Below are 18,288 nucleotides of genomic sequence, written 5' to 3'. Positions count from 1 at the left end.
CTCCCAAAGGGAGCTGCCTGAGAGGCAAAACCCCCGCCGATATGTGACAAACCCCCCAAATCCCGAGCGGTGCCCATGGCCGCTAGGGGGAATAGCCATGGTGTCTGCGCTTGAAAGACCTAAAATGGGCCACATATAGGCCGTGACGGCTTTGTGACCGTCGCCCTTTCTCCCTTGCAACTGGAGCCCCGCTTGAACAATCAGTGGTTTTCAAAAATTGCCGTATGGCTGGTCATTGCCATGGTGCTGTTCACGGTGTTCAAGCAGTTTGACACCCGTGGCGGCGCCAGCGCAGGACATATCGGGTACTCCGAATTCCTCGAAGAAGTTCGTAACAACCGTATCAAGAGCGCCACCATCCCCGAGGGGTTGAGCGGCGGCGAGATCGTTGCCACGACCAACGACGACCGCAAGATCCGCACGAACGCATCGGTGCTGGACCGCGGCCTGGTGGGCGACCTGATCAGCCACAACGTCAAGTTCGACGTCAAGCCCCGTGAAGAAGGCTCCCTGCTCATGACCTTGCTGGTCAGTTGGGGCCCCATGCTGCTGCTCATCGGCGTATGGGTTTACTTCATGCGCCAGATGCAGGGCGGCGGCAAGGGCGGTGCCTTCAGCTTCGGCAAGAGCAAAGCGCGCATGCTCGACGAAAACAACAACCAGGTCACTTTCGCGGACGTGGCCGGTTGTGACGAGGCCAAGGAAGAAGTCAAGGAAGTCGTGGACTTCCTGAAAGACCCGCAGAAGTTCCAGAAGCTCGGCGGGCGCATTCCGCGTGGCCTGCTGCTGGTCGGCCCGCCCGGCACCGGCAAGACCCTGCTGGCCAAGTCCATCGCGGGCGAAGCCAAGGTGCCGTTCTTCAGCATCTCGGGCTCCGACTTCGTGGAAATGTTCGTCGGCGTGGGTGCGGCCCGTGTGCGCGACATGTTCGACAACGCCAAGAAGAACGCCCCCTGCATCATCTTCATCGATGAAATCGACGCCGTGGGCCGCCAGCGCGGTGCCGGCCTCGGTGGTGGCAACGACGAGCGCGAACAGACCCTGAACCAGATGCTGGTCGAGATGGACGGCTTCGAAACCAATCTGGGCGTGATCGTGGTGGCTGCCACCAACCGCCCCGACATCCTGGACGCCGCCCTGCTGCGCCCCGGCCGGTTCGACCGCCAGGTGTACGTGACGCTGCCCGACATCCGCGGCCGCGAACAGATCCTGAACGTGCACATGCGCAAGATCCCGATCGGCCAGGACGTGGCCCCGAACATCATCGCCCGTGGCACCCCCGGCATGAGCGGTGCCGACCTGGCCAACCTGTGCAATGAAGCCGCCCTGATGGCTGCGCGCCGCAACGCCCGCACCGTGGAGATGCAGGACTTCGAGAAGGCCAAGGACAAGATCCTCATGGGCCCCGAGCGCAAGAGCATGGTCATGCCCGAGGAAGAGCGCCGCAACACGGCCTACCACGAGTCCGGCCACGCCCTGATCGGCAAGCTGCTGCCCAAGTGCGACCCGGTGCACAAGGTCACCATCATCCCCCGTGGCCGTGCCCTGGGCGTGACGATGAGCCTGCCCGCGCAGGACCGCTACAGCTACGACCGTGAATACATGCTCAACCAGATCAGCATGCTGTTCGGTGGCCGCATTGCCGAAGAAGTGTTCATGAACCAGATGACCACCGGCGCCAGCAACGACTTCGAGCGTGCCACGCACATCGCGCGTGACATGGTGACCCGCTATGGCATGACCGCAGCCTTGGGCCCGATGGTCTATGCCGAGAATGAAGGCGAAGTGTTCCTGGGCCGCTCGGTCACCAAGACCACCAACATGAGCGAGCAGACCATGGAAAAGGTCGATGGCGAGGTGCGCCGCATCATCGACGAGCAGTACGACCTGGCCCGCCGCCTGATCGAAGAGAACAGCGACAAGATGCACGCCATGGCCAAAGCCCTGCTCGAATGGGAAACCATCGACACGGAACAGCTCGACGACATCATGGCCGGCAAGCCTCCACGCCCTCCCAAGGACTGGACGCCCCGCACGCCTTCGTCGGGTGGTGACACGCCTGGTGGCGGCACGCCTGCCGTAGCCACCGAGGCTGCGCCAGCAGCTCCATCGGCCGCCTGATAGAGAGCGTCCAGGCACGACAGGCGAACCAGCGGTTCGACCGCAGCAACGGGGCCCAGTGCCCCGTTTTTCGTGGCCGGGCCCGGCAGCACCCCTTTTTTCGTCTCTCTCCCGCATCCACTTCCCTTCCGGCCTCCTGCCTGTGCGTCCCTGGCGGCGCCGTTCAGTCCCCGGTGGACCACCTCCCATTCCATGCTCTGGCAGACCTCCCGCTTCGCCATTGATCTCGCCCGGCCGCAGGTCATGGGCATCGTCAATGTCACGCCCGATTCGTTCTCGGACGGCGGGCAGCACGCCAGCACGGCCGCTGCGCTGCGCCATTGCGAGCAACTGGTGCGCGATGGTGCGCGCATCCTCGACATCGGCGGTGAATCCACGCGCCCCGGCAGCCCCGCCGTGCCGCTGGCCGAAGAGCTGGCCCGCGTGGTGCCGGTGGTGCAGGGCGCAGTGTCGCTGGGCGTGCCGGTGTCTGTCGACACCTACAAGCCCGAGGTGATGCAGGCCGTGCTCGACCTGGGGGCCGACATCGTCAACGATGTGTGGGCGCTGCGCCAACCTGGCGCGGCGGCCGTGGTGGCCAGCCACCCGCTGTGCGGGGTTTGCCTGATGCACATGCACCGCGATCCGCAGACCATGCAGGTGGCGCCCATGGCGGGCGACGTGGTGGCCCAGGTGCTGTCGTTCCTGGCGCAGGCTGCCGACGGTCTGCAGGCCCTGGGCGTGGCCCCTGGGCGCATCGCACTCGATCCCGGCATTGGCTTTGGCAAGACGGTGGAGCAGAACTTTGCGCTGCTGGCGCGCCAGCAGGAGCTGGCGGCCACAGGCTACGCAGTGTTGGCCGGCTGGTCGCGCAAGTCGTCCCTGGGGGCGGTGACCGGGCTGGCCGTGGCTGGCGAACGCATGCTGCCCAGTGTGGCGGCGGCGCTGCTGGCGGTGGTGAACGGTGCGCGCATCGTGCGCGTGCACGACGTGGCCGAGACGGTGACCGCCCTGGCCGTGTGGCAGGCCATGGAGCAGCAGCGACAGCCGTGAGGGCTGTGGCAGGTACGAGGCCGGTACGAGCAAGTGCGAAGCAAAACCAAAAAGCGACAGAACCCGAGGAGATTTCACACATGACACGCCAGTATTTCGGCACCGACGGCATCCGCGGTACCGTGGGCCAGGCCCCCATCACCCCCGACTTCGTGCTGCGCCTGGCCCATGCCGTGGGGCGCGTGCTGCGCCGCACCGAAGAACGCCCCACCGTGCTCATCGGCAAGGACACGCGCATTTCGGGCTACATGCTCGAAAGCGCGCTGGAGTCGGGCTTCAACTCGGCCGGGGTGGACGTGGTGCTGCTCGGCCCGCTGCCCACGCCGGGCGTGGCCTACCTCACACGCGCGCAGCGCGCCAGCCTGGGCGTGGTGATCAGCGCCAGCCACAACGCGTTTCCCGACAACGGCATCAAGTTCTTCAGCGCCCAGGGCACCAAACTGCCCGACGCCTGGGAGCTGGCGGTGGAAGCGGCCCTGTCTGAAGCCCCTGTGTGGGCCGACTCGGCCAGCCTGGGCAAGGCGCGCCGTCTTGACGACGCGGCGGGCCGCTACATCGAGTTCTGCAAGAGCACCTTCCCGCAGGACCTGACCCTGAAGGGCCTGAAGATCGTGGTGGATGGCGCCCATGGCGCGGCCTACCAGGTGGCGCCCAAGGTGTTCCACGAGTTGGGCGCCGAGGTGCTGTCCATCGGCTGCGCGCCCGACGGCCTGAACATCAACCACGAGGTGGGGGCCACGCACCCCGAGGCGCTGGTGCGCTCGGTGCGCGCCAACCGCGCCGACTACGGCATCGCGCTCGACGGCGATGCCGACCGCCTGCAGATGGTGGATGCCACGGGCCGCCTGTACAACGGCGACGAGCTGCTCTACCTCATGGCCGCCGACCGCCTGGGCCGCGGCGAAGAGGTGCCCGGCGTGGTCGGCACCCTCATGACCAACATGGCCGTGGAGGTGGCGCTGCAGCAGCGCGGCGTGCAATTCGTGCGCGCCAAGGTGGGCGACCGCTACGTGCTCGAAGAGCTGGCGCGCCACGGCTGGACGCTGGGCGGCGAGGGCTCAGGCCACCTGCTGGCGCTGGACCGCCACACCACGGGCGATGGCCTGGTCAGCGCCCTGCAGGTGCTGCAGGCCTGCGTGCGCAGCGGCAGGAAGCTGCCCGAGCTGCTCAGCGACGTGACCCTGTACCCCCAGGTGCTGCTCAACGTGCGCCTGGCTCCCGGTCAGGACTGGAAGTCGAACCAGCTGCTGGCCCGAGAGACCGAGGCCGTGAAGCAGGAGCTGGGCACCACGGGCCGCGTGCTGATACGCGCCAGCGGCACCGAGCCCCTGCTGCGCGTGATGGTCGAGGCGCGCGAGGCCCAGCAGGCGAGCCACTGCGCCCAGCGCCTGGCCGATGCAGCCCGTGCAGGTTGAGACCATGACTCCCGCACAGATTGAAGTTCGCCGCGTGGACTACGCCGATCCCGGCGATGCCCAGGCGCTGGTGCAGTTGCTCGACGGCTACGCCCGCGACGCAGCCGGTGGTGGCCAGCCGCTGGCCGCGCATGTGCTGCACGGCCTGCCCGCCGCACTGCGGCAGCGCCCACAGGCCTTCAGCGTGCTGGCCTGGGCACAGCAAGAGGACGCGCCGCCCGTGCCCGTGGGTCTGGTCAACTGCTTCGAGGGCTTTTCCACCTTTGCCTGCCAGCCCCTGGTCAACGTGCACGACGTGGTGGTGGCACCGGGCTGGCGCGGCCAGCGCATCGCGCAGCGCATGCTGGCGCTGGTGGAGTCCATCGCGCGCGAGCGCGGTGCCTGCAAGCTCACGCTCGAAGTGCTCTCGGGCAACACCAGCGCCATGGCGCTGTACCTGCGCGAGGGCTTCGCGCCGTATGCGCTGGACCCGGCGATGGGGCAGGCGCAGTTTCTGCAGAAGAAGCTGCTCTGATATGGCTGCGGCCCCGGCTTTTGTAAGCAGCTGTTTGCTTGTAGATGCTGTGGTGCAATCCGTGTAGCCTGTCGCCTCCATCCTCGTAAACCCCGATGCGGTTGCACGGCACGTATCGTCCAGAATCTCGCACCCACAAGGTGACGGCGGGCAGTGCGCAGGGTGCATCACGGCCGTATTTTCAAGGAGCAAGCCTTTCATGACCCATTCCCCCCTGCGCACCGCAGTCACCAGCCTGTTCCTCGTTGCCACATGTGCCGCACCCTTGTCCGCGCATGCCGGCAAGACGCTGGACGGCATCAAGGCCCGGGGCCTGGTGGTCTGCGGCGTCAACACGGCGCTGGCCGGCTTTTCGGTAGCCGATGCGGGGGGCAAGTGGTCGGGCCTCGATGTGGACATCTGCCGCGCAGTGGCGGCGGCGGTGCTGGGCGATGGCGAGAAGGTCAAGTTCGTGCCGCTCAGCACCCAGCAGCGCTTCACGGCGCTGCAGTCGGGCGAGATCGACGTGCTCTCGCGCAACACCACTTTTTCATTGACGCGCGATGCGTCCATGGGCCTGCACCAGACGGCCGTCACCTACTACGACGGCCAGGGCGTGATGGTGCTCAAGAAAAGCGGCATCAAGGGCTTGAAGCAGCTCAAGGGCCAGACGGTGTGCGTGCAATCGGGCACCACCACCGAGAAGAACCTCGTCGATTACTCGAAGGCCAACAACCTGGCCATCAAGCCTGCCGTGTTCGAAAAGGTCGAGGCCGCCACCGCCGCCTACTTCGCGGGCCGCTGCGTGGGCTACACCACCGACGCCTCCGGCCTCGCATCGGTGCGCAACAAGGAGGCCAAGGACCCGTCGGAGCACGTGGTGCTGCCCGAGCTGATTTCCAAGGAGCCCCTGGGCCCCATGGTGCGCCGTGGCGACGATGAGTGGTTTGCCATCGTCAAGTGGGTGGTCTACGGCCTGATCGAGGCCGAGGAATATGGCGTGACCCAGTCCTCGGTCGACCGGCTCAAGACCGGCAGCACCGACCCCGTGGTGCAGCGCCTACTGGGCACCACCGAAGACACTGGCAAGCTGCTGGGGCTGGACCGCGACTGGCTGGCCCGCGCCGTCAAGACCACGGGCAACTACGGTGAGATCTTCGAGCGCAACGTAGGCCCCAAGTCGGCCCTGGGCCTGCAGCGCGGCCTGAACAACCAGTGGAACAAGAACGGGCTGATGTACGCCTTCCCTATCCGCTGAGGATCCCGATGGCGATCAGCCCCCGAAGCCCGTGCCTGGCGTCAGCGGGGCATGGCGGTAGGTGGCCGGTGTGCGGCTGAGCTTCACCGGCGCACCGATGCCGCGGTAGCCGCCAGGCAGATCCACTACCATCTCCCGGTGCGCCGTGTGCGGATGCGACAGCGCGGCATCGACGGACAGCACCGGCGCGGCGGGCACGCCGGCGGCCATCAGGGTGTCCACCAGGGCGGCACCGTCGAAATCCTGCATCGCCTCCTCCAACGCGGCCTTCAGGGCCACGCGGTTCACCGAGCGGTCGCCGGCCCTGGCATAGCGGGCGTCGCTCGCCAGCTGCGGCACGCCAATGCAGCGGCACAGGCTGGCGAACTGGCGGTCGTTGCCCACGGCGATGAACAGCGGCTGCGTGCCGGTGGCCAGCGTGTCGTAGGGGTAGATGTTCGGGTGCGCGTTGCCCGTGCGCCGTGGCGAATTGCCGTCCAGAAACCAGTTGGCCGCGTGCGGGTGCAGCAGCGAGAGGCCGCTGTCGTACAGCGCCGCCTCGACGAACTGCCCGCGGCCGCTGCGCTGGCGCTCCTGCAGGGCCAGCAGCACACCGATCACGGCGTTCAGGCCGGTCACCATGTCCACCACGGGCAGGCCCACGCGCAGCGGGCCTCCTTCGGCCTCGCCATTGATGCTCATGATGCCTGCCATGGCCTGCACCGCAGCGTCGTAGCCGGGCAGGGCCCCGAGCGGGCCATCGGACCCGAAACCCGTGACGCGGCACCACACCAGGCGCGGGAAGCGCCGTGACAGCTCCTCGTAGCCCATGCCCCAGCGCTCCATCGTGCCGGCTTTGAAGTTCTCGATCAACACATCGGCCTCGGCCACCAGCGCCAGCAGAGCCTCGCGGCCCTGCGTGCTGCCCAGGTCCAGGTGCATGCTGCGCTTGTTGCGATTGAGCCCGTGGTAGTACGAGGCCACTCCGTCCTTGAAGGGCGGGCCCCAGGTGCGGGTGTCGTCGCCCTGTGGGGGTTCCACCTTGAGCACGTCGGCGCCATGGTCGCCCAGGATCTGGCCGCAATAGGGTCCGCCGAGGATGCGCGAGATGTCCAGCACGCGGATGCCGGCCAGCGCGCCCTGGGGGCGTGAATCGGAGGTGTTCATGGCGGGCCTCAGTCGAGTTGCGCGCCGGACTGCTTGACCACGCCGGCCCACTTGCCCACCTGCGCTTCGATGAACTTGCCCAGTTGCTCGGGCTTGGGCGAGGGGGCGGGCTCCAGCCCCTGGGAGGCCAGCAGCTGCTTGACCTTGGCGGTGTTCAGCACGTCGACGAAAGCCTTGTTGAGCTTGGCGATGCGCTCGGGCGGCGTACCCGCCGGCGCCACGATGCCGAAGAACACGCTCACGTCATAGCCCGGCACCCCTTGCTCGGCGACGGTGGGCACCTCGGGCAATGCCTGCGAACGTTCTGCCGTGGTGACGCCCAGGGCGCGCAGCTTGCCGCTCTTGACGTAGGGCAGTGCGGTCAGCACATCGGTGAAGCTCATGGTCACCTGCCCGCCGAGCAGGTCGGTCAAGGCCGGCCCCGTGCCCTTGTAGGGGATGTGCTGCAGGTCCACGCCGGCCGAGGCGTTGAACAGCACCCCCGCCAGGTGCGACGAGGCCCCGTTGCCCGAGGAGGCATAGCTCAGCTTGCCGGGCGAGGCCTTGGCGTAGGTGATCAGCTCCTTCACGGTCTTGGCTGGCACCGAGGGGTTCACCACCAGGATGTTCGGCAGATGGCCGACCTGGATCACCGGCGCGAAACTCTTTACCGGGTCGTAGCCGATCTTGCGGTACAGGCTGGCGTTGATGGCCAGCGGGCCCGAGGTGCCAAACAGCAGGGTCTGGCCATCGGGCGCCGAGCGCGCCACGTACTCGGCACCGATGTTGCCACCGGCTCCGGCACGGTTTTCCACCACCATGGGCTGGCCCAACCGGTCCTTCATCTCGGCCGCCAGCGTGCGCGCCATGGCATCGGTGGGGCCACCGGGCGGGAAGGGGATCACCAGCGTGACGGGGCGGTCTGGAAAGGTGTCTGCATGCGCATGTGGCATCAGCGGCAGTGCGGCCGCAGTGGCGAGCACGAGGGTGGTGAGAAGTCGCATCGGTTTGTCTCCGGGTTGTTGTGTGAGGGGGAAGGGCTCAGGCCGGCACGGCGTTCGTGGCACCGCCGGTCCATTCCAGCGGTATGCGTGCCGGGGCCAGTGGGTCGCGCGGCAGCACGCGGTGCAGCAGCACCAGCTGCGCCCACTCGATGCGCTGCGCGGAGCCGCCGCGCGCGCCCTCCCAGGCCATCGCGATGGCGCTGGTGACGTGGTAGAGCGCCGATGCGGCCTGGCGAGCGAGCGGGTCGCCGCCCTCTGCAGCGGCCAGCATGGCCAGCGATGCGGCGCGCGCGAGCGCACTGCGCAGTGCGGCGGCAAAGCCCGGCGCGATGGCCGTGTCGTCCAGCAGCGCCTCGCAATGGGCCTGCAGCACGGGCAGCGAGCCTTCGCGATTCACCGCGCGGACCACGTCCAGGGCCACGATGTTGCTGGTGCCCTCCCATATCGAGCCCAGGTGCGCGTCACGCACCAGGCGGGGGTCGCTCCACTCCTCGATGTAGCCGCAGCCGCCGCGCACTTCCATGGCGTCGCCGGTCACCTTGCGTGCGTCGCGGCAGGCGCGGAACTTGATGAGCGGCGTCAGGATGCGCAGCAGCGGGTAGGCCGCCGCCTCGCCCGCGTCGGAGCGGGCCAGCGCCTGGGCGGTCTGGAACACCATGCTGCGGGCCTGTTCGGCGGGCAGCACCAGCTTTTGCAACTGGCGCTGCATCAGGGGCATGTCCTGCAGGCGCTTGCCAAAGGCCCGGCGTTCGCGGGCGATGTGCTCGGCCTCTGCCACGGCGCGGCGCATCAGCCCCGCTGCGCGCACGCCGTTGGACAGGCGCGAGTTGTTCACCATGTCGGCCATCTGCACGAAGCCCCGGCCCTGCTCGCCCACCAGGTAGGCCACGGCCCCTTCGAGCCGGATCTCGCCGCTGGCCATGGATCGCGTGCCCAGCTTGTCCTTGAGCCGCAGGATGCGGTAGTGGTTGGGCGCCCCGCCATCGAGCAGCCGGGGCAGCAGGAACAGCGAGACGCCCTTCAACCCCGGGGTGCCGCCATCGCAGCGCGCCAGCACCATCGCAAAGTCGGCATCGGGGTTGGAGCAGAACCACTTGTCGCCGGTGAGGCGCCATTGGCCCTGGTCGCCGAGCCAGGCGCGCGTCTGCGTGGCTGCGATGTCCGAACCAGCCGCCTGCTCGGTCATGAACATGGCACCCTGGGCCACGCTGTCGAAGTCCAGGTTCTGCAGGCGCGGCATGAAGCGCGCCACCAGTTCGAGGCTGCCGAACTTCTTCAGGGTGCGCGCCAGCGAATCGGTCATCGACACCGGGCAGCACAGGCCGAACTCGGCCTGCACGAAGAGGTAGGTCATCACGTACTTGACCAGGGGCGGCATGCTGCCCTTCCAGCCCAGCGTTTCCTGGCGGTGCGACATTGCGGCCAGGCCGAACTCGCTGAACGCCAGCCGCTCCATCTGCACATAGGCCGGGTGCTTGTGCACCCTCTGCGCGTCGATGCCCGTGCGGGTGCGCAGCGAGAGGGTGGGTGGGTTCCTGTCGGCGGTGCCGGCCAGCTCGTCCAGCACGCCGCCCGCCAGGGCCCCCAGCCGTTCGAAGTGCGGGCGCATGTGCGCCAGCAGGTCGGCCGGCAGGTAGAGCGAGAGCAGCCGGTGCAGCTCGGTGTCGCTGTCGTAGAGGCTGGCGCCATGGCGGTCGGGCACGGGATGGCTGCAGGCCTCGTCGGATGGCGAAGAGTCGGTGGGCATGGCGTGTTGTCTCCTTTGCCGCGATTCTTGGCCGGTGAATAATTCTTGTCTAATATTGATTAGGTCTTGTTCATTCCGATTTGAATATCGTTGAAGGGTTCGCCATGGAACTGCGCCACCTGCGGTACTTCGTTGTCCTGGCCGAGGAACTGCACTTCGGCCGGGCCGCCCGGCGCCTTGCCATCTCCCAGCCGCCGCTGAGCGTGGCCATACGCCAGCTGGAGGAGTCGGTGGGCGCGCAGCTGTTCGAGCGCAGCAGCAAGGCGGTGCGCCTCACGTCGGCGGGCCAGGCGCTGCAGGCCTCGGCGCTGAGCCTTTTGCAGGCGGCCCAGGAGGCTGCCACCGAGGCGCGCCAGGTGGCACAGGGGTCTGCCGGCCGGCTGCGCATCGGCTTTGTCGGCTCCATGCTCTACCGTGGCCTGCCGCAGGCGCTGGTGCGCTTCCAGGCGGCCCACCCTGCCGTGCGGGTCACGCTGACCGAGCTCAATTCGGCCGAGCAGATGGCCGAGTTGCTGCATGACCGCCTGGACATCGGCTTTGCCCACACGCACCGCGTGCCCGCCGAACTCGACTGCCGGTTGCTGGTGTCCGAGCCCTTCGTGGCATGCCTGCCTGCGGGCCATCCCCTGGCCAGAAAGCGCCGGCTGGCGGTGGCCAGCCTGCAGGGCCAGTCCTTCGTGCTGTTCTCCCGCAATGCCTCACCCGACTACCACGCGCGCATCCTGTCGATCTGCGCCGATGCAGGCTTCTACCCCGAAGTGCGACTGGAGGTACGGCACTGGCTGGCCGTGGTCTCGCTGGTCTCGCAAGGCATGGGGGTGGCGCTGGTGCCCGATGCCATGCGGCATTGCGCGTTGCCGGGCGCCGTGTTCCGCCCGCTCGAAGACTCGGGCAAGCAGTCCGAAGCCTACGGGGTCTGGCATGCGGCAACGCGCAACGTGCTGGTGGTGCAATTGCTCGATGAGCTGGAGCGCTTCGTGGGCACGCGCCAGGCGCCCTGATGCAGTTTGCGTCCTACGGATTTGCATTCAATCGTATAGCTAGGCGGGAAGCCGCAGACAGTGCTATAGCACGGCAAGGCGAACCAACGACGTTAGACGGTTGAAGGCAAATCCGTATCAGGGGTCGACGGCGGCGGACAGGTCCGCCACATGCACCACCAACTCCCGCACACGGCGCATCGCCGGGTACTGGTGGAGCACGGACTCCCACTGGGGGGACTCCAGCAGCCGCTGCCAGACCGGTTCGAGATCCCGCGCATCCGCCAGCCGGCCCTGTGCGCATGCACCGGCAAAGGCCAGGCTCTCGGGTGCAGACAGCAGTTGCATGCGGCTGGCGGCGCTCAGCAGGTGCGGCGCGCCCTCGGCCAGTGCATCACAGCAGTAGAGCACGGTGCCGAGCAGCTCGGCGTCGCCCGTGCCCAGGGCACCCAGCGCAGCGCCGCGCAGCAGCACCGGGCCCTGGTGTGTGCTGAAGGTGTATACAGCCTCCGGGTCCGCCTGGGCGAGCAGGCCCAGGCCGCGCAGCAGGCGCGGAAAATCCGTGGTGGCCGCGTCGATGGAGGCCTTGGCTTCGACCAGCAGGCACACATCCCAGGCGGGCTCTGGCGCACCGGCGGGCGCCGCCGCCTGCCGCAGCAGCACGGCATCCCATTCGCTCTTGGCGCGCTCTGCGCTGCCCGGTAGCGTGGACGGCACCCGCATCGACGTCACCACGCGCCATGCGCCTGCCGTTCCCTCGGCCGCACCCCCTGCCGCACCTTCGGCTGCATTGAGCCGCTGCGCCAGCGTTTCGAGCGCCTGCGCGGCCAACGCCTCCACCGCTGCGCCGCGCTGCTGCGCGGCCTGGCCTTTCGCGACGGCGGCAGGGCTGCCCGAGCGGGGGCCATGCTGGTCGCGCAGGGCGTGGTATTGCTGCACCAGCGGGTTGGCGGCGAGCAGCGTGGCGTGCTGCATGCGGGCGAGCGCTGCACCGCTCAGCAGCCGTGCCAAGTCGCGCTGCAATCGCGCCTCGCCAGCCAGCTGCGGCATGGCGAGCAAGCGCTGGGCGGTGGCTGCAAGCGCATCCCACTGCGCTGCGGCGTGGTCTGCATGCAGCTGCGCCAGCGCCTCGCGTTGGGGGCCCGCGGTGCACTGCGGGAATTTGGCGGGATGCGCGACTGCGTTGACGATGCTGCGCAGCTCGCGCTCGTCCTTCTCGGCATGGGCTTGCAGTGCCATGGCCTCACGCACCGGGGGCGCGTGGTGCGCAAGCACCATGGCCTGGTAGGCGGCATCGCCGCTGTCCGCGCGCATGGCATCCCCGATCAGGCGCGCCAGCGAGCCGGTGAACAGGTGCTGGGTGGCAGCATCAGGCGCCTGCGCATGCTGCGCAGCGCTGCGCGCCTGGTCGATGGCCATGGCCAGCGCGGTGGCGGGGCTGGTCTCCAGCCGTTGCGCGCAGGCTGCCGGCGCTGCGGGCAGGCGGTAGCGGCGCATGACCGTGCGCAACACCTGTTCGAGCAAGGAAGGGTGGGGCAGCAGGGGCACGAATCAGACGCCGCCGTTTCCGCCCACCGGCGTGTCCGGGCCGGCACCCCGGTGGGTCTTGGTCCAGTCGTAAGGCGTGCCGTCGGGCAGCAGCCGGGCCTCTACCGTGTTCACGCCAGGCCGGCCCACGCTCTCGGCCAGCTCCGTCGAGAGGCTCACATGGCGTTTGCCAGCCTTGCGCCGGGCCTCGCAGAACTGCAGGGCGGGCGCCAGCTCGTGGGCGCCAAACGCCTGCATGGCGGCCACTCCGGGTGCTTCTTGCCAATAAACGACGATGCTCATGCGGATCCGGGCCTTCTCTGGGTTGCGTGCGGGGTATCCCGCTGATCGTGCCAGAAAGCCGCACCGGATGCCCGGCCTGCGGCATCCGCCCTAATGTGCCACCGTCACTTGGCCAGCGCCAGCGTGCCCTTCATCAGGCTCGAATGCCCGGGGAAGGAGCAGAACCAGGCATAGGCCTCTCCCGCCTTGAGTTTGGCCACGTCAAAGGCCACCGCATCGGCTTCGCCGCCGCCAATGACCTTGGTGTGCGCGATCACGCGGGCATCCCCCGCCTTGACATAGGCCTTGTCCACGCCGGCAGCCATGCCATCGGCAGCCACGCCCTGGGCATCGGCGGCCTTGGTCAGCACCCAGTTGTGGCCCATGGCCGTCTTGGGCAGCTTGCCCACGTGCTTGAGCTTCACGGTGAACTGCTTGCAGCTGGCGGGAACGGCGATGCTGGACTTGTTGAACTGCATGACGTCGTTGGCTTCGATCTCCACGTCGCAGGTCGCCGCCAGCGCGGGGCCGGCGAGCAGGGTGGTCAGCAGCATGGCTGTGGCATTTTTCATCTTGATCGTCATTTGTCATTTCTCCGTCGGTAAAAAGAAACTGCGTTCCCGGGAGCCTCTGGAGGGCAGGGGGGCAGGCTGCCTGTGAGTGGACCACCGATGGCCGACAGCGCTGTTGACCTGCATCAGAGGACACTGGTGCAACGGCACCACGCATCCACCCGGGCCAGGGGCGGGCCCGGTGGCCCTGCGCCAAGGCTTCGGCTAGCATTGCCCATGGCCGAGAAATCCGCACCGCTGTCCTTGCGCGCCGAGCGCCCTGGCCGCAGGCTGGGCACGTTGCTGATGGGGTCCAATGCCTTGTTCGCGGCACTGCTGTGCGGCCTGGTCATGTGGGTGCTGTCTTCGTCGCGGCAGAACCACGAAGAACGGGCCCGCACCACGGCGGAAAGCCTGGTGGCCGTCACCGGGGCCAACGTGGGGTCCGAACTGGGGCTCATCGATGCGGTGCTGAGGATGACGCTGGACGACCTTTTGCGCAGCGGGTTTGGTTCCGGTGCGGCGGACGAAGGCATTCAGCGGCTGCTCGATGAGCGGCGCAGCCTGCTCGAGGGCGCCGAGGGCTTTCGCCTGGCGGATGAGAAGGGGTCGGTGCGGTGGGGCAACCTGGAGGCCGGGGCGCCGGTGGCCGACATCTCGCACCGCGCCTTTTTCCAGCAGGCCCGGCAGGCCACTTCGGGTGATCCCATTGTCTCCAGGCCCGTGGTTTCGCAGATCTCGGGCAACTGGGTGATCGTCATCGCGCGCCCCCTGGCCGCGAACGGCCAGTTCGCAGGGGTCCTGTACGCAACCATCCGGGTGGACCACTTTGCGCAGCTGTTCCACCGCTACGAGCTGGGTGAGCGCGACGCCATCACGCTCAGGACACGGGATCTGCGTTTCGTGGCCTGGATGTCGCCTGGGAACGAGGTGCGTGTCGAGGTTGGGTCGACCCAGGTCTCCGATGAGCTGCGGGCGACCCTGGCGACCAACCCGGCCTCGGGTGTCTACACGGCGACCTCTGCGGCCGATGGGGTCGAGCGGACGGTTGCCTACCGGGAGGTGCAGGGCTGGCCATTCATCGTCTTTGCGGGGCTCAACAACCAGCATTTCTTCCAGCCCCTGGCCCAGGAGGCGCGCATGCTCTGTCTGCTGGCCGGCCTCATGTGGCTGCTGAGCTGCGCCGCCGCCTTCGTGGTCTACCGCCTGGGGCTGCGCGAGCTGGGCACCCTGCGCGCCCTGGAGGCGCAGAGCCGGCGCACGCAGATCCTGCTGCGCGTGGCCGGTGACGGCATCCACATCCTCGACCGCCAGGGGCACCTGGTCGAGATGAGCGATTCGTTCGCGCAGATGCACCGATCCTCCCGGGAGGGGCTGCAGGGCAGGCATGTTTCCAGCTGGGACGCCAACCAGAACGAGGCGGCCATCCGCGCCTGGCTGTCCAAGGTGCGTGACGGTGACCGCCAGCGCGTGGAGGTGCAGCACCGGCGGGCGGACGGCCAGGTCATCGACGTCGACCTGCACTGGCATGCGGTGGACATCGACGGGCAGTTGCTGATCTTCGGCTCCGCCCGCGACATCACCGACAGGCAGCGCCTGCTGCAAAGCCTGGAAGAATCCGGCGCGCGCATCCGCGACCTGTACGACCACGCACCCTGCGGGTATTTCTCGCTCGATGCCGAGGGCTGTGTCGTGCACATCAACGCCACCCTGCAGCAGTGGCTGGGCGGCACGCCCGTGGAGTCCCACACCCGCTTCAGCGATCTGCTGCAGGGGGCGAGCCGCCTGCGATTCCATGACCACTTCATCGTGCTGACCCTGCAGGAGCAGGCCCCGGAGATCGAGGTCGAGCTGGCACCACCGGGCGCTGAACGCCGCTTCGTGCGCATCAACGCCACGGCCGTGCGCGATGCCCAGGGCAACTTCCTGATGAGCCGCACCGTGGCCATCGACGTGACGGCGCAGCACCAGGCGCTGCAGCAGGTGCAGACCCTGCTGCACGACCAGTCTGCCATGCTCAACAGCGACCTCGTGGGCATGGTCAAGCTGCGCGACCGCACCATCACCTGGAAGAACGCCGCGATGGAACGCATGCTGGGCCATGCGCCCGGCGAGCTCGACGGTGCCCAGGTGCAGGACCTGTATGCCCATGGCCAGGACCACCGCAACGTGGAGAATGCCGCGGCGCTGCGGCTGGACCGGGGCCAGAACTTTCGCACCGATGTGCGCCTGCAGCACAAGAGCGGCGACGCCATCTGGGTGGACCTGAGTGGCGTGCGCCTGTCGGACCGCGAGACCTTCTGGATGGCGGTGGACATCTCTGCGGCCAAGCGGGCGCATGAGCAGATCACCCACGTGGCCTTCCACGACGCGCTCACGCAGTTGCCCAACCGCCTGCTGCTGCTGGACCGCTTGCGCCAGGCCCTGGCTGCGGCACAGCGGGCCGGCCATGGGGTCGCGGTCTGCTTTGCCGACCTGGACGGCTTCAAGGCCGTGAACGACCAATTGGGGCACGAGGCAGGCGACCAGCTCCTGGTCGAGCTGGCCGGGCGCGTGCGGGGCAGCATCCGTGCATCGGACACGGCGGCGCGCATCGGCGGCGATGAGTTCGTGCTGGTGCTCACGCCCGTGGCCGGGGACGAATGGCGCGCCGTGCTCGATCGCCTGATGCAGGCCGCATGCCAGCCCGTGCAACTGCCGGGCTCACAGGCACCCGTGCAGGTGGGCATGAGCATCGGTGTCGCGCTGTCACGGGGCCGGCTGGACGCACAGGAGCTGCTGGCAGAGGCCGACGCCGCCATGCTGCAGGCCAAGCGTTCAGGCAAGCACCGCGTGCAGCTGGCGCAGGGACCGCAGGCGGTCAAGAGCACCATCTGATACGGGGCTGCATTCAATCGGCCCGAATCAGGGGCCGGTAAAAAGCAAAACGCCCACAGCGAAGCTGCAGGCGTTCATATTGTGCGGATGGGCGAGGCTGGGGGGCTATCTGCCCCTCAAGCCCTGCACCATCCCGTTGCCATTGCTCAATACGCGTCCAGCACCGCGCCCTTGCTCGCGCTCGATGCGTTGAAGGCGAACTTGGCCTGCACGCCGCGGGTGTAGCGCGGGGCGGGCGCTGTCCAGGCGGCGCGGCGCTTGGCGATTTCTTCTTCGCTCACGTTCAGCTCCAGCAGCAGCTGGCGCGCGTCGATGGTGATGCTGTCGCCTTCGTTGACGAAGGCAATCGTGCCGCCGGCAGCCGCTTCGGGCGCCACGTGGCCGACCACCATGCCCCAGGTGCCGCCGGAGAAGCGGCCGTCGGTGATGAGGCCCACGCTTTCGCCCAGGCCGGCGCCGATCAGCGCGCCGGTGGGGGCCAGCATTTCGGGCATGCCGGGGCCGCCCTTGGGGCCCAGGTAGCGCAGCACCATCACGTCGCCGGCAACGATCTTGCCGGCCAGGATGGCTTCCAGGGCCGATTGCTCGTCGTCGAACACGCGGGCCGGGCCGGTGATGACGGGGTTCTTCAGGCCGGTGATCTTGGCCACGGCGCCTTCGGGGCTGAGGTTGCCCTTCAGGATGGCCAGGTGGCCCTGGGCGTACATGGGCTTGTCGATGCCGCGGATCACGTCCTGGTCGGCGCGGGGCACATCGGGCACGTCCTTGAGCACTTCGGCAATGGTCTTGCCGCTGATGGTGATGCAGTCGCCGTGCAACAGGCCGGCGTTGAGCAGCACCTTCATCACTTGCGGAATGCCGCCTGCGCGGTGCAGGTCCACGGCCAGGTACTTGCCGCTGGGTTTCAGGTCGCACAGCACGGGGGTCTGCTTGCGGATGCGCTCGAAGTCGTCGATGCTCCATTCCACGCCCGCCGTGTGGGCGATGGCCAGGAAGTGCAGCACGGCGTTGGTGGAGCCGCCGGTGGCCATGATCACGGCCACGGCGTTCTCGATGGCCTTCTTGGTCACGATGTCGCGGGGCTTCAGGTCCATCTTGATGGCCTCGATCAGCACCTTGGCCGATTCCTTGGCCGAGTTCATCTTCTCGTCGTGCGGGTTGGCCATGGTGGACGAGTAGGGCAGGCTGATGCCCAGGGCCTCGAAGGCGCTGGACATGGTGTTGGCGGTGTACATGCCGCCGCACGAGCCGGTGCCGGGGATGGCGCGCTTTTCGATTTCCTTCAGATCGAAGTCGCTGAGCTTGCCGGCGGCGTTTTCGCCCACAGCCTCGAACACGCTCACGATGTTCAGGTCCTTGTCCTGGTAGCGGCCGGGCAGGATGGTGCCGCCGTACACGTAGATGGCGGGCACGTTGGCGCGCAGCATGCCCATCAGGCCGCCGGGCATGTTCTTGTCGCAGCCGCCGACCACCAGCACGCCGTCCATCCACTGGCCGCCCACGCAGGTCTCGATGCAGTCGCTGATCACCTCGCGGCTCACCAGGCTGTACTTCATGCCTTCGGTGCCCATGGCCATGCCGTCCGAGATGGTGGGCGTGCCGAACACCTGGGCGTTGCCGCCGGCTTCCTCGATGCCGGCGATGGCCGCGTCGGCCAGCTTTTGCAGGCCGCTGTTGCAGGGGGTGATGGTGCTGTGGCCGTTGGCCACGCCGACCATGGGCTTGACGAAGTCGCCTTCCTCGTAGCCCATGGCGTAGTACATGGATCGGTTGGGCGCACGCGACTTGCCTTGCGTGATGTTGGCGCTGCGGTGGTTGATGGGCTGGATCGGGATGGTCTTGCTGTCTGCCATGGCGTGTTTCCTGGTGGGGGAGT

At 68.0% G+C, this 18,288-nt stretch carries 14 protein-coding genes; 7 read left to right on the top strand and 7 right to left on the bottom strand.

Features of this window, described 5'->3' with window-relative positions:
• The first annotated feature begins 192 nt into the window (after positions 1 to 192).
• From ftsH to ASE28_RS01215, 5 genes are all read left to right on the top strand, one after another.
• The gene (gene ftsH, locus ASE28_RS01235; protein ID WP_057206467.1) at positions 193 to 2,121 is read left to right on the top strand and encodes an ATP-dependent zinc metalloprotease FtsH; all 1,929 of its coding nucleotides are present in this window, start codon (positions 193 to 195) and stop codon (positions 2,119 to 2,121) included.
• Between the two features lie 192 nt (positions 2,122 to 2,313).
• Positions 2,314 to 3,153: a dihydropteroate synthase gene (gene folP, locus ASE28_RS01230; RefSeq protein ID WP_057263963.1), complete on the top strand. Its 840-nt coding sequence runs from the start codon at positions 2,314 to 2,316 to the stop codon at positions 3,151 to 3,153.
• Between the two features lie 80 nt (positions 3,154 to 3,233).
• The gene (gene glmM / locus ASE28_RS01225) at positions 3,234 to 4,568 is read left to right on the top strand and encodes a phosphoglucosamine mutase (protein ID WP_057206464.1); all 1,335 of its coding nucleotides are present in this window, start codon (positions 3,234 to 3,236) and stop codon (positions 4,566 to 4,568) included.
• Between the two features lie 4 nt (positions 4,569 to 4,572).
• On the top strand, positions 4,573 to 5,082 hold the full coding sequence (locus ASE28_RS01220) for a GNAT family N-acetyltransferase (protein WP_057264344.1): 510 nt from the start codon (positions 4,573 to 4,575) through the stop codon (positions 5,080 to 5,082).
• 199 nt (positions 5,083 to 5,281) lie between these two features.
• Positions 5,282 to 6,319: an amino acid ABC transporter substrate-binding protein gene (locus ASE28_RS01215; protein WP_057263961.1), complete on the top strand. Its 1,038-nt coding sequence runs from the start codon at positions 5,282 to 5,284 to the stop codon at positions 6,317 to 6,319.
• Positions 6,320 to 6,334: 15 nt separating this feature from the next.
• Here ASE28_RS01215 and ASE28_RS01210 read toward each other — a convergent pair whose 3' ends face one another.
• From ASE28_RS01210 to ASE28_RS01200, 3 genes are read right to left on the bottom strand one after another with little or no spacing between them, the layout of a single operon-like run.
• Positions 6,335 to 7,465, bottom strand: coding sequence for a CaiB/BaiF CoA-transferase family protein (locus tag ASE28_RS01210; protein ID WP_057263959.1), 1,131 nt, complete (start codon positions 7,463 to 7,465; stop codon positions 6,335 to 6,337).
• 8 nt (positions 7,466 to 7,473) lie between these two features.
• A complete protein-coding gene (locus ASE28_RS01205; protein WP_057206458.1) occupies positions 7,474 to 8,448 on the bottom strand; it encodes a tripartite tricarboxylate transporter substrate binding protein in 975 nt (324 codons plus the stop codon).
• Between the two features lie 37 nt (positions 8,449 to 8,485).
• Positions 8,486 to 10,195: an acyl-CoA dehydrogenase family protein gene (locus ASE28_RS01200; RefSeq protein ID WP_057263956.1), complete on the bottom strand. Its 1,710-nt coding sequence runs from the start codon at positions 10,193 to 10,195 to the stop codon at positions 8,486 to 8,488.
• Between the two features lie 104 nt (positions 10,196 to 10,299).
• Here ASE28_RS01200 and ASE28_RS01195 point away from each other — a divergent pair, with 104 nt between their 5' ends.
• Positions 10,300 to 11,196, top strand: a complete 897-nt coding sequence (locus tag ASE28_RS01195) for a LysR family transcriptional regulator (RefSeq protein WP_057206454.1) — start codon at positions 10,300 to 10,302, stop codon at positions 11,194 to 11,196.
• Positions 11,197 to 11,313: 117 nt separating this feature from the next.
• Here the strand turns inward: ASE28_RS01195 and ASE28_RS01190 are convergent, their stop codons facing one another.
• From ASE28_RS01190 to azu, 3 genes are all read right to left on the bottom strand, one after another.
• Positions 11,314 to 12,723 carry a hypothetical protein gene (locus ASE28_RS01190; protein WP_057263954.1) on the bottom strand — a complete coding sequence of 470 codons (1,410 nt, stop codon included), beginning with the start codon at positions 12,721 to 12,723 and terminating at the stop codon, positions 11,314 to 11,316.
• Between the two features lie 3 nt (positions 12,724 to 12,726).
• The gene (locus ASE28_RS01185) at positions 12,727 to 13,005 is read right to left on the bottom strand and encodes a hypothetical protein (protein WP_157421795.1); all 279 of its coding nucleotides are present in this window, start codon (positions 13,003 to 13,005) and stop codon (positions 12,727 to 12,729) included.
• A gap of 104 nt (positions 13,006 to 13,109) precedes the next feature.
• Complete coding sequence (gene azu / locus ASE28_RS01180; RefSeq protein ID WP_057263950.1) at positions 13,110 to 13,568, bottom strand: azurin; 459 nt, start codon at positions 13,566 to 13,568, stop codon at positions 13,110 to 13,112.
• A 204-nt stretch (positions 13,569 to 13,772) separates the two neighbouring features.
• On the opposite strand from azu, the gene ASE28_RS01175 reads away from it, so the two are divergent.
• Positions 13,773 to 16,412 (top strand): diguanylate cyclase domain-containing protein, encoded by a 2,640-nt coding sequence (locus ASE28_RS01175; protein ID WP_057263948.1) that lies wholly within the window; start codon positions 13,773 to 13,775, stop codon positions 16,410 to 16,412.
• Between the two features lie 146 nt (positions 16,413 to 16,558).
• Here ASE28_RS01175 and ilvD read toward each other — a convergent pair whose 3' ends face one another.
• The gene (ilvD, locus tag ASE28_RS01170) at positions 16,559 to 18,265 is read right to left on the bottom strand and encodes a dihydroxy-acid dehydratase (RefSeq protein ID WP_057263946.1); all 1,707 of its coding nucleotides are present in this window, start codon (positions 18,263 to 18,265) and stop codon (positions 16,559 to 16,561) included.
• Positions 18,266 to 18,288 lie beyond the last annotated feature (23 nt).

It is taken from the genome of Acidovorax sp. Root219 (genome assembly GCF_001428665.1).
In the GTDB taxonomy this organism is placed as follows: domain Bacteria; phylum Pseudomonadota; class Gammaproteobacteria; order Burkholderiales; family Burkholderiaceae_C; genus Acidovorax.
Note: the sequence above shows the minus strand (reverse complement) of the source record. Positions and strands in the feature narration are given on the sequence as shown.